This is a genomic window from Zhongshania aliphaticivorans (genome assembly GCF_001586255.1).
In the GTDB taxonomy this organism is placed as follows: Bacteria; Pseudomonadota; Gammaproteobacteria; order Pseudomonadales; family Spongiibacteraceae; genus Spongiibacter; species Spongiibacter aliphaticivorans.
The window spans coordinates 3453869-3469861 of sequence record NZ_CP014544.1; the positions used below are offsets into that span (position 1 = coordinate 3453869).

Genomic DNA, 15993 nt, shown 5'->3' on the forward strand with positions numbered 1-15993 from the left:
AGCTCCACATCGTCACTCCCACACGCTTCCAACTTCTCTCCGTGAGCTATTCAGCGTAGACTGCTGCCCTCTCAATTAAATACAAGCTTATGACCACGCGCAGCAATAGCGATGATTTCCGCACGCTCTTTCTCAAGGACATTCCCTTGTTAGATGTACGTGCGCCGGTGGAATTCAATAAAGGCGCCTTTCCCTGCGCCACTAATATTCCACTGCTCGACGATGAGCAGCGGCATGTTATTGGCACCCGCTATAAAGAGCAGGGCCAAGATGCCGCCATTGCGCTAGGTTGGCAGCTTGCCACCCCCGCCATTCAAGCCCAGCGTATTGCTGACTGGACCCGCTATGTTCAGCAAAACCCCGAGGGCTACTTATATTGTTTTCGCGGTGGTTTACGCTCCAATCTCAGTAAAAAGCTCATTGCCGAAGCGAGTATTGATTACCCCTTAATCACCGGTGGCTACAAAGCCATGCGCCGCTTTTTAATTGATGAGCTAGACGCTAACAGCCTGGCGCTGCGTCAGCCCGAGTCACCGCTGGTGTTGATTGCAGGCCGCACCGGCAGCGGCAAAACGCGGCTTATTCAGCGCATTGCCCGCAGTTTTGATTTAGAGGGCTTCGCCAATCATCGCGGCTCAGCCTTTGGCCGCCAGCTTAAACCTCAGCCCGCACAGATCGATTTTGAAAACACCTTGAGCATTGCGGTTTTAAAGCTGCGCGATGCCCACCCTCAGTCGCCATTATTCACCGAAGACGAGGGCCATATGATTGGCTCGGTGACCCTGCCACTTGAGCTGCAGGCCACCATGCAACAGGCGCCGCTGGCCGTATTGGAAACCCCGCTAGAGGAGCGAATCGACATCGCCCTTGAGGAATACGTGCTTAGCGCGCGGCCTGAATACATCCAAGCCTATGGCGAAGAGCTGGGCAGCGAGAAATTCCGAGAGCAAATTCTTGGCAACCTCAACCGTATTCGCAAACGTCTCGGCGGTGACCGCCACAAAGCGCTAACGGCTATATTCAGCGCCGCGCTCAACGAGTTTGAAAACACCGGCAATGCCGATAGCTTTCGCCCCGGCATAGAAGTATTACTAAGCAATTACTACGACCCAATGTACGACTACCAACAAAGCCGTCGCGATGGCCGCGAGATTTTTCGCGGCAACAAAGACGAGATCGTGGCTTGGGCACAACATTACACGCCAACATAATTCCCTTTACTCACTCTCTACAGGAGAATCCCGTGCGGTTATTGACTGTTTTAACAGCGCTGCTCGTCTCAAGTTCGATTAGTCTTAGCGCCCTTGCTGAGACCTTTAGCTTCACGGCTATTCCAGATCAGGACGAGTCGCGTCTGCAGGAACGCTTTGGCAAGGTTGCGGCGTATTTAGAGAAAGAACTGGGCGTAAAAGTAAAATACGTGCCGGTCAAAAGCTACGCCGCAGCGGTAACCGCGTTTCGCAACAACCAAGTACAGCTCGCTTGGTTTGGCGGCTTGTCTGGGGTACAGGCGCGGGAACTCGTGGCGGGCAGTGAAGCGATTGCTCAAGGCTATGAAGATCAATTTTTTGTTACTTATCTTATTGCCAATAAGCGCAGCGGCCTGAGCAAGTCAGACAAATTTCCTGCGGGCATCGCTAACAAGACATTCACCTTCGGCGCCAAGGGTTCTACCTCCGGCCGCCTAATGCCAGAATTTTATATTCGCGAGCATTTCAAAAAATCCCCAGAGCAAGTGTTTACGCGGGTGGGTTTTTCAGACGATCACAGCCGCACCATTGCGCTAGTACAGTCTGGCGCCTATGAACTTGGCGCGGTCAATTACAAAGTGTGGGAAGACGAACTCGCCGCGGGCATTATCGACCCCAGTCAGGTAAGCGTTATTTGGCAAACCCCCAGCTACCCAGATTATCAGTGGAGTATTCGCGGTGACGTGGACGCGCGCTGGGGCGCTGGCTTTAAGGCCAAAGTTAAACAGAGCTTATTGAATATTAGCGACGCCGAGATTCTCGCCGCATTCCCCCGCCAGTCTTTTGTTGAAGCCACTAACGATGACTATCAGCCGATCAAAGACACCGCTATGGCAATTGGTTTGATGGATGCAGAATAGGGCTAAACCAGCCATGTTCGAACTTCACAAAATAAGCTTAAGGTACCGGGAGCAGACGGTACTCAAAGACGCCTCGCTGACTATTCGCCAAGGCGAAAGCGTGGCATTGGTCGGCCCCTCTGGGGCGGGCAAGTCTACTCTGCTTAAACATTTGCGCAGCCTGCAAGCGGCCAAGGTCGCTTGGTGCCCGCAACATGCGGGGCTGGTGCCCATGCTCAGCGCCTATCACAATATGTATATGGGCGGCCTCAGCCGCCACTCCGCGCTCTATAATCTCGCTAATTTGCTGCGCCCCCTCGCTGGGCCAAAGACCGAGATACAAGCTTTGGCGCAAAGCCTAGCGCTGGACGCCGAACTGTACAGCCGAGTAGACGAACTCTCTGGCGGCCAGCAGCAACGCGTGGCCATTGGCCGCGCCCTGTATCAGCAACAAGCTATATTTATTGGCGACGAGCCGGTATCGGCAGTCGACGCCATACAAGCCGACAAAATGCTCAGCCTGATCAGCCAGCGCCATCAAACAATTGTGCTCGCCCTACACGATACTCAACAAGCACTGCGCGTTTGCCAGCGGATTATCGGCTTAAAAGACGGCGCCATTGCCTTTGACTTGCCGAGTGCGCAGGTAACAGCCGAGCAACTGGCTGCGCTGTATCAAGCGTAATGAACTTTAAGACTCGCCCCCACAACAATACCCGACTTAAATTAAGTTTATGGCTGGCGCTGACCGGCTTTATCGCCCTGCTGTTTGCCGACATCGACATTCACCGCGCCAGCCCCGGCCAAGAATTACTGCGCATGGGCCACGGCCTAATCGCGCCCAATTTCTGGTCTTATCGCGAAATTGCCAGCAGCGCCTTTAACACCCTCGCCTTTGCCCTGCAGGGTATGGCGCTGGCCAGCGCAGCGGGGTTTGTACTGGCATTTCTGTATCGCCACCCCCTAGTGCGCGGTTTTTGCGCTTTTATACGCGCCATTCATGAATTGTTTTGGGCGCTGATTTTTATTCAATTATTTGGTCTCTCGCCGCTCACGGGTTTGCTCGCCATTGCCATTCCCTACGCCGGCACCCTAGCAAAAATTTACGGCGAATTATTTGAAGAGACCGAGGCCGCGCCGCGCAACAACCTATTGCAGAGCGCAGGGCTCAGCGCCTTTTTCTACACCACCCTGCCGCTGGCATGGCGACCACTGCTGCAATACACCAGCTACCGTTTTGAGTGCGCCATTCGCTCGAGCATTGTTTTAGGTTTTGTTGGCCTGCCCACTCTCGGCTACCATTTAGAAACTGCACTGGGCAACGGCCAGTATAATGACGCCGCCGCGCTGCTGTATGTGCTGCTGGCCATTGTGCTTAGCCTGCGCTGGTGGCTAAAAAAAGCGCTGCTGCCAGGGTATTTAATTGCCGCACTTATTTACTTGCCGCCCACCGCGCATTTTAGCTGGGCAAATATTGCGCGTTTTCTTAGCGAAGATATTATTCCTGCGCCACTGCGCAATAAAACGAATATTGATTATGTCGCCGTGTTCGACTGGTTGGCGATGCTCTGGCAACAACAAATTTTACCGGGCGTGACCAGTACCTTAATCCTCAGCCAAATCGCCCTACTGCTCACCGCCATACTCAGCCTGGTGTGGTTCCCGCTTAATTCACGGCAGTTTTTTAGCCCGCTAAAACGCAGCCTAGGCGATGGCTTTTTAATTATTGCCCGCACCCTGCCCGAGTATTTACTGGCCTTTATCGGCCTGTTGTTATTGGGGCCATCAATGCTGCCCGCCATACTCGCGCTGGGTATTCACAACGGGGCGATCATTGCCCATTTGCTGGGGCGCTACAGCGGCGAGTTAGTGTTACGCGAGGATGCCTGCACCGGCATCAATCGCTACAGCTATGAAATACTACCGCGAGTTTATCGCCAATTTCTGGCCTTTTTACTCTACCGCTGGGAGGTCATTATGCGCGAGACGGCCATTCTCGGTATGCTCGGTATTGGCACCTTGGGCTTTTATATTGACTCGGCCTTTGAAGAGTTTCGTTTTGATCGAGCGCTGCTCTTGATTCTCTGCGCCGCTATACTGAATATTATCGCCGATATGTTCGCCCGCAACCTACGTCAGCGATTGCATCTGCGACCGTCCCCTGAGACCCTGTAATCCATTACCAATAAAAGCCGATAACAATACATGAGCATCGCAATCCCCCCCGCAGCAAACTATCTCGACCTCGTGCTGATCGGTGGCGGCCACGCCCATGCCCAAGTCATAAAAATGTGGGGCATGCAGCCGCTGGCTGGCGTGCGGCTCACCGTGATCTCGCCGCAGGTGCAAACCCCTTACTCGGGTATGTTGCCGGGTCTGGTTGCCGGTCACTATCAATTTGACGACGCCCATATCGACTTAATGCGGCTCTGCCAATTTGCCGGTGCGCGCTTTATACAGGCCAGCGTAGTGGCTATTGACCTTGAGCAAAAGCAGCTGCTGCTCAACGACAAAGACCGTCCGCCCATTGGCTTCGACCTGCTGTCGATCAACAGCGGTATAACACCAGATTTGAGCATTGCCGGAGCCGAGCAATTCGCCACGCCGGTGAAACCGATCAGTGATTTTTACCCCCGCTGGCAGCGCACTCTTGAAACGCTGCGCAAAGCAAGCACACCCGCAGCCATCAGCGTGGTTGGCGGCGGCGCCGCGGGTGTTGAATTAATACTGGCCATGCAACACGCCATTAGCCAATACCCAGAGATTGTCACGCCCAGCTATCACTTGCTGTACTCCAGCGCCGAGCTACTCAAAGCCTACCCCCAGCGTATCCGCAAGCTCGTGAACACCGCCTTACAGAATAAGGGCGTTCAACTGCACGCCGAGGCCAAGGTTATCAATATCGCCGACCAGCGCATAGATATTGAAGGCGCAGGTCATGGCCAAGATAAAAACCACTCATTACCCAGCGAGCATATTTTTTGGTGTACCAATGCCAAAGCCGCCGACTGGCCTAGGCACTCTGGCCTTGCCTGCGACGCAAATGGCTTTATCGCGATTAACGACAGCCTGCAATCACTCAGCCACGATTTTGTGTTTGCCGCTGGCGACACCGCCCAACAAGTGAATCACCCTCGCCCTGCTGCTGGCGTGTTCGCAGTGCGCCAAGGGCCGGTATTATTCGCTAATTTGCAGAGCAAGCTATTGGGCCAGCCCTTAAAGCAACATCGTCCGCAAAAAGATTTTTTAAGTATTTTGGCCTTGGGCGGAAAAACCGCCATTGCCCACCGGCCTTTATGGCCAACACTGAGCGGCGACTGGGTGTGGCGCTGGAAAGACAAAATCGATCGCCGCTTTATGGCCATGTTTAGCGAACTCAGCATGAGCACTAATCAGCCTAGGACGCAGCTTGTCGACCCCTTCATTACCGGCGACGAAACCCCGAGCGATGCACAGGCAATGCGCTGCGGTGGTTGTGGCGCCAAGGTCGGCGCCAGCACCCTCAGCAAAGTGATTAAGCAGTTAAGCCCTGTGCAGCGCGACGATATCGCCTGGGGCCTAGACGCTCCCGACGACGCCGCCGCTATCTGGATAAATCAAGATCAGAACACGGCGCCACAATTGCTATTACAAAGCGTTGATCATTTTCGGGCCTTTATCGACGAGCCGTATTTACTCGGTCAAATTGCCGCCCAGCACGCTTTAAGTGATTTGTTTGCCATGAATGCCCAGCCCCAAAGCGCAATGGCCATCGCCAGCCTGCCCTTTGCTGGCGACAAAATAACCGAGCGCGATTTACTGCAATTAATGAGTGGCGCGGTGAAAGTGCTTAACGACAATCATTGCAGCCTAACCGGCGGCCACACCAGTGAAGCCGCTGAACTCAGCATTGGATTTGTGGTAAATGGATTGGCCGCAAAGAACGCGGTACTCACCAAAGCTAATTTACACGAGGGCGAGGTATTAATTCTAAGCCAAGCCCTTGGCACCGGCACTTTGTTTGCAGCCCACGGCCAATTACAGGCTCAAGGCAAATGCTTAGAAGGCGCCTTGGCCGCCATGCTCAGCAGTAACCGCAGCGCGGGCAAGATATTCCACGATCACGGTGCCACCGCCTGTACCGATGTAACTGGCTTTGGTTTGCTCGGCCACTTAGTTGAAATGTTAAAGCCCAGCGGCCTGTCTGCGCAGCTAAAGCTCGGTAGCATCCCCGCCCTAGACGGCGCGCTGGCGTGTTTAGCAAATGGCATAAGCAGCAGTTTGCAGGAACAAAACCAGCGGATTGGGGCTGCCGTCAAAAATACTGAGGCATGGCGCAATCACCCAGTGTACCCATTATTATTCGACCCCCAAACTTCGGGCGGTCTGTTGGCCAGCGTGCCACACGCTCGCGCAGCGGCCTGCGTACAGGCCTTGCGCGAGGCTGGTTACCCAGCAGCGTGCATTATTGGTGGGGTCTATCGAGACGAGGCGGCGGCGAGCCCCATTGAACTAACAGCGTAATTCAATGGCGCTAACGTGCAGAATTTACAAAAACGCGAGGGCTAAAAATAGCAGCAGGCCAACACTGCACAACACCAAAGTTTGACGCCGATAGGCCGCGCTCATTAAGCCCAGGTAGAGGCCACTGATCATAATAATAATGAGGCCCAGTGCAAACGCCGTCTCAAACCACTTATACCAGCGCGGGCCGTGGCCCATGTGTAATTCCATCAGCGCCGCCTGCCAGTTTGGCGATACCGTCGTAATCGCCACACCGTCGGCCTGCTGGCTCAAACGATAATGCTCACGACTGCTTGGCCGCGTTGAGAATTCACCGCCTCTGCCCTTCACGTATTCAAAGCGCGCATCTACGCCGAGACTTTGCAGCGCCGTGCGCACATCGCTGCTTAAGCTGGGGCTGTCGGCATCGAGCTTAAGGCCACTCACATAGCCCAACTCGGTACTGGTCATCACCTCTTTAACACCCAGCAAGTGCAAGCCACCCGATACCGCCATGATAATGACCATGGGCGCAAAAAAAGCAGCGAGGTACAAATGAATAGAAACTAACAAACGGCGAGACATACGCTAAATCCTTTAATTACAAATACCTTGAAGTCGATTTGTATTAGACACAGCCCAGCCTACTATCCCTCGGTGAAATATTCATTAAGGTGCGTACTGCCAGCCTACGCTCACGGTGTTTTGCATTTCCATTTGCGGGCCGTCTAATTCTTGATAGATGGGTACGCCGTATTCCAAGGCCAAACGATGATTTTTTAGGGCACCGGCGCGGAATAAATAATTGGCGCTAATGAGTAGCTCGCTGCGTTCGCCACCCTGCGCGCGAGTGTCCGCGGTAGGCACCATCATGGGATTTAAGTCGGGGTCGGCGCCGTGAATATCAGCCCAACTGCTGTGCTTTATACGCAGCCCACCACTCAGTGCGGACGACCAGCTTCGCGCCAGCCACGCGCTTAGCTCATAGCGATTGCCCAAGCGGTAATCATTGTCATTTTCGCCGCTGCGCAAGGTTGCCAGCGCCTGTGCCCCCCAGTTGTATTGGGCTGAATAGGCTTGATACGTTACGCCCGGTTTTAAATCATAGGTGCCAGAACCCAATTGCATGCCGTAGGGCAGCTTCGCATTGGCCATCGCTGGCGTGTCGTCGCGCTCATCAATTGAGCCGGTCGGTAGGCTGACACCGAGATTTAAATGCACGCCAGCCGATTTATCGACCGCTTGGTAAACACTCACCAAGGCCGCTAGCGATACGTCGCCAACACCGTCGGTTTCGGTCGTAAATTCCGCGCCCATGCGGCTGCGGAGATCCATACTTTTATTTAGCAGCGGCAGCATCGCCATAAGGGTAAGGGTATCGCTTGGCGCATACATTGCACCCAGCATATGCATTTCCATGGTCATTTTAAGCGGCGCCACCATGTACGGGCCGGGGTTCATCATGGTACCGGTAATTTCGGCAGGGGAAATCGAATCACTGCCGTCTAAATTGCCGTCCATTTCCATGCGCATATAACGGTAGGAGAACATCCACTCGCCAGTGCTATGCATATGGTCGCCCATCACGCCGAGTGGCGCGTGACGCGCTGCGCCTTGCGCGAGGCTAGTGGCGGCTTCGTGGGCACACAAAGGAGCGGCGGCCAGCAGCGACAGAATGAACACGAACTTGCGCATGGTAGCGTCCTAGTAAATTGCGGGCGCACAGTTTAGCAAGCTAGGGACGTCGTGGCCTGCGACAAAGTGTCGCAGTTACAGGGGGCTAATGGCGCTCGCCCAGTGGCACCGACTCAGGGGGTGGAAAATCAATATGAAAAGACGTGCCACCCAAGGGATTTCGCTCTGCTGAAACCTTAGCCCGATGGCGATGCGCAATGCGCTCCACTGTGGCCAAGCCCAAACCGGTACCCTTAAACTCAGGACTTAAATTTCCACGCTTAAACGGTTTGAATATCTCGCTAAGTTCACTATTGGAAACACCAATGCCATTATCGGCAACAGTGATGCGACTCCCAGCCCCCAGCGCCTCACTTTTAATCACTATTTTAGGCGAATTACTCGTATTAAATTTAATGCCATTGGCAATCAAATTCATGAACATTTGGCTTAACAAGGCAACATCACCCACCACTGAGGGCAAATTCTCAGCAATTTCAAGTTCAGCGCCTTTGCCAGTAATTGTTTCGTGTAGCATGTCGACCGCCGCATCAATTGGCTCGCGAACCGGAACGGTAAAGAAAACTGAACCCCGCCCGCCCTGAGCATAGGCGGTTACGGCGGTAATCAGCTTAATCAAATTATTCGCCGATTTTTTGACATAAGCCAAGCGTTCAGCCAGTGACGCATAATTTTTGCTTTGTAAATCTCGTTCAGCAATATCCACGAAATTTACAATATGCCCGATAGGAGACATTAAGTCGTGGGCCAGCATATCTGAGAAACTTGCGAGGTATTCGCGGGTTTCATCCAACTCCCGCTGTATCGTGGTTTTGTCGATGGCTTCGTTTACGATTGATTTCCAAGCCAGCTCATTCATATCATCTTTAGAGTGATAGTCCAGCGCACCACATTTGAAGGCATTGCTGGCGAGTACTTCGTCGCCACAACACGTCACCATAATAGTCGGAATATAGGGGTACCGTAGGTGAATTTGAGCGATACCGCTTAAACCATCGTCCCCGGGAAGGGAGTAGTCCATTAATATGCAGTTAATTTCCACGGTTTCAAGCAACGACAACGACGCCTGCACGCTGTCCGCCTCGTAAAAATTACACTGCAAACCCGCATCACGGCAGCTGCGCTGTAAACTTTTGCGATCACCCAAATCATCATCAACAATTAATACATTCATGAACAAACTCCTCGCCCTGAAGTAAATACAATATCGGCAAAGTTAGGTCCGGACTACAACCATCAGCACTACACATCAGTGCGCACCGGAAACTCTATAATGCGCCAGTAAAAGTCCAGAATGCCGACGAGATTGACAAAGTCCGCGCCCGCGCGCTGCTTCGTAATATAACCAGCAATATTGAGGTCGTAAGCCGCTAAAATATCGGTATCGCTGGAAGACGTGGTTAGCACAAACACGATCTCGCGATGCAATTCCGAGTCGGCACGAATTTGCTGTATCAATTCCAATCCACCCATTCGCGGCATATTTAAGTCGACCAGCAACAGCCGAGCGGGCGTCAACTGAATCTCCTTGTGCTGGCCACGCAATACTTCTAGCGCCTCAACTCCATCGGCTACCCGGAACAATGGGTTACCCACCCGTTCCTTGCGCAGCGCACGCTCTACCGCGCGCGCGTCACCATTGTCATCCTCGATCAGTAAAATACTAACGGTACGATCAATAATATCGATATCTCGCAACATAACTAAGCCTCCGTGTTTAGTGCTTGCTTGGGCCATACCACAGTAAAAGTACAGCCACCCTCCGTGCTCTCGCCAACGCTTACCGCACCCCCATACAAATCTACGATTTTGCGGACTATCGCCAAGCCCATACCACTGCCTTCTACTTCGTCCCTAGGCTTCAGGGTTTTAAACATATCAAAGACAAGTTCGCGATATTCCGGCGCTATACCGGGACCATTGTCCGTGATATCAAACACATAATTATCACCCTCTAGGCGCGCTGATACGGTTATCTTTGCACCCGATTTTGCACCGTGTTTAATCGCATTATTAATCAAGTTAGACAGTACGTGCTGTAATGGCATACTGACAAACTCATAATTTTTCCAGTCACCGGTAAACCGCAATTCGCAATCAACAGGCTTTTTTAATAAAAAGCGCACTTTGTCGATGATTTGTGTACCGTTTACGCGGGTCTGGTAGCGACTGTCCTGCTGCTTACCGACCATAGTATAGTCGGCCAAATCCTCTAATAATTTATCAAGTCGGCGTGTTCGCTGTCGCAACAACATCAAGTTTTCTAATTGTTCGCCATTAAGTTGCTCGGCGAGATCTTCTTCCAGCCAAGACGCCGCATTGTCAATAACTCGCAGGGGCGCCCGCAAATCATGAGAGGCAATATACGAGAACTGTTCCAATTCAATATTCGCACAACTCAATTCGTGATTGGCCGTACGCAGCGCGCGCTCAGCTCGGTTATGGTCGTCAATCTCTGTCTGCAAGGCCGCAGTCTTATCTTTGATTTCAATAAGATAATGCCTGAGTGCCCAGGCTAGCGCGACAACCTCGTCGCGACGCCGCGAGCCGACACTGAGCAATCTGCCGCTGGGCGCAGCGCGCACTATTTGTCGCGCGCCATCGCCGCCCGTGACGCGCTCATCGCGATACCTAGGCAAGGCCTCGAGGCTAGCATCTATATCATCCAAGCGTATCGCTGAGGCAATATCTCGCAATGGCCGCGCTAGGCTCCGAGCAATTGCAATGCCGATGAACATTGCTAAAACCAGCAGCACGACAATAATCAGCAAGACATTTTTAAGTGTGTCGGCTGCCATCGCATCAATATCAGCCTTACTGCCCAGCAGGATAATACCGATCTTGTGTTCAGGGTCTCGCGGGTCATATGACACTGTGCGCACGCCCAGTGCACCTTGATAACTTGGACCGTCAACAGCACTGAAATAACGCGCTGGCTCTTCACTGGCAAACATATCTTCGATTCCGGGGAAGTCCTGGAATGCACTCAGTTCCTTACCAAACTCGAAGGAAAATACCTTCCGCGCGTCAATATGTTTTAGATAGTTGCCCTCTTGATCTATAACTCGGTAGGTGTACAGCGGGTTGGCCATTTGCGCCATTTCCGTGAACAAGTCATTAATTCGCTGGTTTATTACCAGCATGCCCTGCAATTGCGCCTGTCCGTTAAATATAAGCTTGGCAACCCGCACCACCGGCTCGTAAGGCAGGGTAATTTCACCGTTCTCACGGTTCAGGTTTATCCTCGATATGTAGTAGGGTGCCGACAGGTCCTTAAAGCTTGCCCGCACATACTCCCTGCGCAGCTTGTCCTGGAGCTCCTCGGCAGGCACACGGCGCAGGCGGCCGCCGGAACCGTAGCGGTCGATTCGCAGTTTTTCATAACCATCAAGACCAATATATCGAGCCTGAACATAATACGGCTTTTCTGCTAGCAGCTGACTAAAGCTAGTCGCGAGCAGAGAGATAGCACGTTCACGTTCGGCAGATCCCTCTGCACTGAGAGCAACCGTCTCCGCTGCGGTGCTGCTAGCAACAATTTTTACGTCGTGAATCATTTCTTGAATGCGGGTGGTGAATAGCAGGCCTTGCAATTCGGTTTCACCGGAAAATTCCAATGCTTTATTGGTCGCCAGCTGCACCGTTAGCGCCTGATAAACAAAAAACAAGGGCACGCCACTGCAGACGATAACCAGTGTAATCACAAGTGCAATAATTTTTTCTTGTATACTACGCTGCCCAAACTTCATGTATGCGTGCCGTCTCGCTAACTGTAATATGAACAAGCAATGCCTTGCGCGATAAGCCACTGACATTATTTTACTTCAATGAAAAAAGCCCCGTCGCCGTGGTAGTTTCGGCAATTCGGCAGCGCTTCCTCCGCCACTATTGCGCACACGCCCTGCTTGCCAGCCGGGCATCAGTGCGCATGGCCAAAGGACTGTAAAACAGCAGCCTTCGCCACGCAGTGACTCCAGTTCAATATCGCCGCCATAGGTGTCGAGAATTTTGCGTACAATTGCTAAACCCATACCACTACCTTCAAGCACATCTCGGGGCTTCAGGGTTTGAAATACATCAAAAATTTTCTCGTGGAAGGCCGGCTCTATTCCCGGTCCATTGTCGCGTATCTGAATGCGATAAAAGCGCTCATCGGCAACGACGTCCACCGTGATTTTTGCGTCGACTCGTCCGGCATGCTTAATTGCATTTTTGAGTAAATTCACGAGGGCACTGCGCAAGGGCATGCAGTAAACCACGCAACTTTCTGCTGCCGCCCGGATATCTAGCACAGTGCCTGGTGGTGGCGACAGTGTATCGACGATTTCACGCACGAGTTCGGCCAGCGTAATACTTTGCTCAAATTGATGACCTGTTTTCTTACTCACACTGGCAAAATCCCGCAGCGCCGTAAGCAGCATTTCCATGCGCTGGGCGCGCTGCTGAATTAACATTAGATTCTCCAAGTTTTCACCATCAAGCTGTCCGGCTAAGTCCTCTTGAAGCCAGCGGCTCGCATTCGTAATTATCCGCAACGGCGCTTTTAGATCGTGAGAAGTGATATAAGCAAAGCTTTCTAGTTCGGCATTTTTGCGTAGCAATATACGCTCGACCAATTGCCGCTCGGTAATATCACGCAGTGCCAGCATGACCCAAACTTCGGTATTTTCGTTCAGTTTACTCACATTCAGCTCTACGCTAACGCTTTCACCGCTGAGCTTGCTCAGTGGCATCTCCAGCGGCAGCAACACTCCTTGTCGCCCGCTAGGGGGACTGCTCTCAATGCGCTCCTCGCCTAAGCTCTGCGCAACATAGTGTTGATATTTTTCATGCCGGTCACTGGGTATACGTTCAAATATAGAAGTATTCAACAAGGTGCCCTCGCTATCGCCCAGCAGGGATCGCGCGCGATGATTGGCTAAGCGAATCACCCCGTCGCGATCGGTAAAAAGCAAGGCGTCCGGCGCAAAATTAAATAAGGATTCAAAGCGAGCTTCACTCATGCGTAAAACATGGTGGCTCGCATCGCGAAAGTAAATTAGTGCGGCAGCACCCAAAAGTACGCCACACAAGCCAAATACCTGCGCTATGACCTCGTGCCAGTTCGACAATTGCGCATAATGCAGTGAAATATCGACCACAATCAGTGCAGCAATAGCCGCACCAAGCAGGCCAATATCCCGTCGCCGCGCACCGCAATAGCTCAGCGCGAGCAGTGTCGCCAAATACGGAATACTGAAAACGAGCGTTAAGGGCAATAAGAAATCCAGCACTGCAAGTGCTAGCAAAATCATTAAACTGCAACAGATCAGCGCTATTCGGTGCTTTTCAAGGTCAATTCGCATAGCAGGCTCGGCGCGCGGGAAAGTGGGATTAGCGGCGGCAAGTCATACACTCAACTCCCGCGCTACAATTTGGCTAAATTGGCAGATCAACATCGCGACATTCGCGAGCACTTGTTCCTATGCCACTGCATAAACACCGTCTACTACTAGACTACTCTAATTGAACAAATTCGCCAGTTAATCTGCATGTGCCAACTTAGACGCTCGCACCGCAGCCAAGACGCACCAAGCACAAAACTATTTGGTGCACTTCAATAGCTTGCGAAAAATACATTACGCGTTAGCGAGTTCCGAAGGCTGTAAAACAACATTACAAGCCACGCTCACGGGTAATTACATTGGCGAGTTTGCTAGCGACACTTTCTTGAAGAACCGACAAATCAATTGAATTTCGACTGTGCATCGGTAAATGACATGACTAACAGTACTATTCTAGTAAAAACGCAACCGCCGTAAATTGAGGTGCGGCAAAATGTCACAGACTCGCCCAAGCTATGGCGTGTAACGGTATACTGACACATCCTATGTTTCCTAGCGCGGAGCTGCTATTGAATCCCAACACCGCTAATTTACGCGGCCTATGCCTGATTCGCAGCCTAGTCATAGCGGGGCAGTTTGGCGCGGTAATGTACGCCGAAAGCCAGCTGGGCTGGATGCTTCCCTACGTTACCCTAAAGCTGTTGCTCGCTGCCATTTCGGGCTTTGCCGTGTTCAGCTGGTGGCGCAGTTATCAAAACTGGCCGGTGACGGATGTCGAATTATTTATTCATTTTTGCGTCGACACTCTCGGCTTTAGCGCGGTGTTGTATTTTTCTGGGGGTGCTAACAACCCCTTTATTTCCTATTTACTCGTCCCGTTGTGTATTTCTGCCGCCACCCTGCCCTGGGCGTATACCTGGTTACTCGGCGGCTTGGGTTTTGGCGCTTACAGCTTGCTGCTGTTTAATTTTATTCCTCTAGAAGCCGTCGCCCCGAACCATCACCAACACAGTGGCGCACCGAACACGCATATTTTAGGCATGTGGGCCAATTTCGCAGTGAGTGCCATGCTAATCACCTATTTTGTGTTTAAAATGGCATATAGCCTGCGTCAGCGTGAAGCAGAGTTAGCCAGCAGCCGCGAACACCGTCTGCAAGATGAACAGCTATTGGCAGTTGCCAGCCTTGCCGCCGGCACTGCACATGAATTGGGCACACCGCTGTCGACGATGAAAGTAGTGCTGGAAGATTTAACAGAACAAGATTTTGATACCGAGACCCGCGCCGACCTCGCCACCCTCGGCCAGCAACTCGATCACTGCCGCGATATTCTCACCAATCTCGTTAGCACGGCGAGAGACCTCAGTGCAGACAACACAGTAACCACCCCCGCGCCCCAGTATTTAGCCCTGCTCCAGGAGCGCTGGCAGGTACTGCGGCCAGATTGCGATTTGTACAGCTCACTCAGCCCGGCGCTTTGCAATATGACGCTGAAACTTGATGGGACGGTGAGCCAGGCTATTTTAAATTTACTCAGCAATGGCGCCGACACCAGCACCGACGACCTGCGTTTAGATGTGTTGGAGCAGGATCATTGTATTATTTTTGCCATCAGCGATCGCGGCCCAGGCCTGAGTACTGAGCAGGCGGCGATGATGAGCAAGGCCTTTGTCAGCAGCAAAGGCAAAGGCCGAGGGCTAGGACTCTTTTTGAGCAATGCCACGGCTATTCGCTATGGTGGTGAGCTGCGCTGGCGGCGTCGCGACGGTGGCGGCAGCCGTGTGGAATTGTGTTTACCAATTGCCAAGGTATGCCCGTGAACAATAATGAAAAAATATTGCTGGTCGATGATGACCAGAGTTTCTGCGCCTCGCTACGCCGATCGTTAGAGCGTCGAGGCTATACGGTAAATGTCGCCCACAGTGTCGACGATGCGATTACCCTGTGCGAGCAATTCACACCCGAAATGGCGGTTGTCGATTTAAAATTAGAGACCCGCTCCGGCCTGAATTTAATACCCGTGTTACGCCAGCGCTTCCCCAATATAAAAATGCTGATGCTCACCGGCTATTCGAGCATTGCGACCACGGTTGAAGCGATTAAGCTCGGCGCCGATAACTATTTGCAGAAACCGGCAAGCACCACCGAGATACTGGCGGCATTGGAAGATCAAACCAGCCCAGCCAGCACGAGCGACGCCGAGCTCAGCCCACCCTCCTTAGACCGTATAGAGTGGGAGCACATTCAGCGCGTGCTAGCAGAGAACGGGGGAAATATTTCAGAAACTGCACGCCAACTCGGCATGCACCGCCGCACCTTACAGCGTAAATTACAAAAGCGACCCGCCAAAAAATAAGGCCACCACCCGCTGCGGGTGGTGGCCTTATTGACACCTTCTTTGTG

General features: G+C 52.4%; 13 protein-coding genes. 7 read left to right on the forward strand and 6 right to left on the reverse strand.

Going from position 1 to position 15993, the window contains the following annotated elements; translation table 11 throughout:
- Positions 1-89 precede the first annotated feature (89 nt).
- The 5 genes from mnmH to selD are packed head-to-tail and all read left to right on the forward strand — an operon-like array spanning position 90 to position 6592.
- A complete protein-coding gene (mnmH, locus tag AZF00_RS15325; RefSeq protein ID WP_008251839.1) occupies positions 90-1211 on the forward strand; it encodes a tRNA 2-selenouridine(34) synthase MnmH in 1122 nt (373 codons plus the stop codon).
- A 32-nt stretch (positions 1212-1243) separates the two neighbouring features.
- A complete protein-coding gene (locus AZF00_RS15330; protein WP_008251840.1) occupies positions 1244-2110 on the forward strand; it encodes a putative selenate ABC transporter substrate-binding protein in 867 nt (288 codons plus the stop codon).
- Positions 2111-2123: 13 nt separating this feature from the next.
- The gene (locus AZF00_RS15335) at positions 2124-2774 is read left to right on the forward strand and encodes an ATP-binding cassette domain-containing protein (protein WP_008251841.1); all 651 of its coding nucleotides are present in this window, start codon (positions 2124-2126) and stop codon (positions 2772-2774) included.
- Complete coding sequence (locus AZF00_RS15340) at positions 2774-4264, forward strand: PhnE/PtxC family ABC transporter permease (RefSeq protein WP_008251842.1); 1491 nt, start codon at positions 2774-2776, stop codon at positions 4262-4264. Before AZF00_RS15335 ends, AZF00_RS15340 begins: the two co-directional genes overlap by 1 nt.
- A 30-nt stretch (positions 4265-4294) precedes the next feature.
- Positions 4295-6592, forward strand: a complete 2298-nt coding sequence (gene selD, locus AZF00_RS15345) for a slr1591 family oxidoreductase (RefSeq protein WP_008251843.1) — start codon at positions 4295-4297, stop codon at positions 6590-6592.
- Between the two features lie 24 nt (positions 6593-6616).
- On the opposite strand, the gene AZF00_RS15350 is transcribed toward selD, so the two are convergent.
- The 6 genes from AZF00_RS15350 to AZF00_RS15375 form a co-directional block, all read right to left on the reverse strand.
- On the reverse strand, positions 6617-7156 hold the full coding sequence (locus AZF00_RS15350; RefSeq protein WP_008251849.1) for a PepSY-associated TM helix domain-containing protein: 540 nt from the start codon (positions 7154-7156) through the stop codon (positions 6617-6619).
- 84 nt (positions 7157-7240) lie between these two features.
- Positions 7241-8266: a transporter gene (locus AZF00_RS15355; RefSeq protein WP_008251851.1), complete on the reverse strand. Its 1026-nt coding sequence runs from the start codon at positions 8264-8266 to the stop codon at positions 7241-7243.
- 85 nt (positions 8267-8351) lie between these two features.
- Entirely contained in the window at positions 8352-9440 is a 1089-nt protein-coding gene (locus AZF00_RS15360) for an ATP-binding protein (protein ID WP_008251852.1), read from the reverse strand.
- A gap of 68 nt (positions 9441-9508) precedes the next feature.
- On the reverse strand, positions 9509-9967 hold the full coding sequence (locus tag AZF00_RS15365) for a response regulator (RefSeq protein WP_008251853.1): 459 nt from the start codon (positions 9965-9967) through the stop codon (positions 9509-9511).
- Positions 9968-9969: 2 nt separating this feature from the next.
- Positions 9970-12015 carry a sensor histidine kinase gene (locus AZF00_RS15370; RefSeq protein WP_008251856.1) on the reverse strand — a complete coding sequence of 682 codons (2046 nt, stop codon included), beginning with the start codon at positions 12013-12015 and terminating at the stop codon, positions 9970-9972.
- A 75-nt stretch (positions 12016-12090) separates the two neighbouring features.
- A complete protein-coding gene (locus AZF00_RS15375) occupies positions 12091-13611 on the reverse strand; it encodes a sensor histidine kinase (RefSeq protein ID WP_008251858.1) in 1521 nt (506 codons plus the stop codon).
- 548 nt (positions 13612-14159) lie between these two features.
- Here AZF00_RS15375 and AZF00_RS15380 point away from each other — a divergent pair.
- Both AZF00_RS15380 and AZF00_RS15385 read left to right on the forward strand, forming a co-directional pair.
- Positions 14160-15410, forward strand: a complete 1251-nt coding sequence (locus tag AZF00_RS15380; RefSeq protein WP_197465666.1) for an ATP-binding protein — start codon at positions 14160-14162, stop codon at positions 15408-15410.
- Positions 15401-15946, forward strand: a complete 546-nt coding sequence (locus tag AZF00_RS15385) for a response regulator transcription factor (RefSeq protein WP_040803964.1) — start codon at positions 15401-15403, stop codon at positions 15944-15946. Before AZF00_RS15380 ends, AZF00_RS15385 begins: the two co-directional genes overlap by 10 nt.
- Positions 15947-15993: the final 47 nt, after the last annotated feature.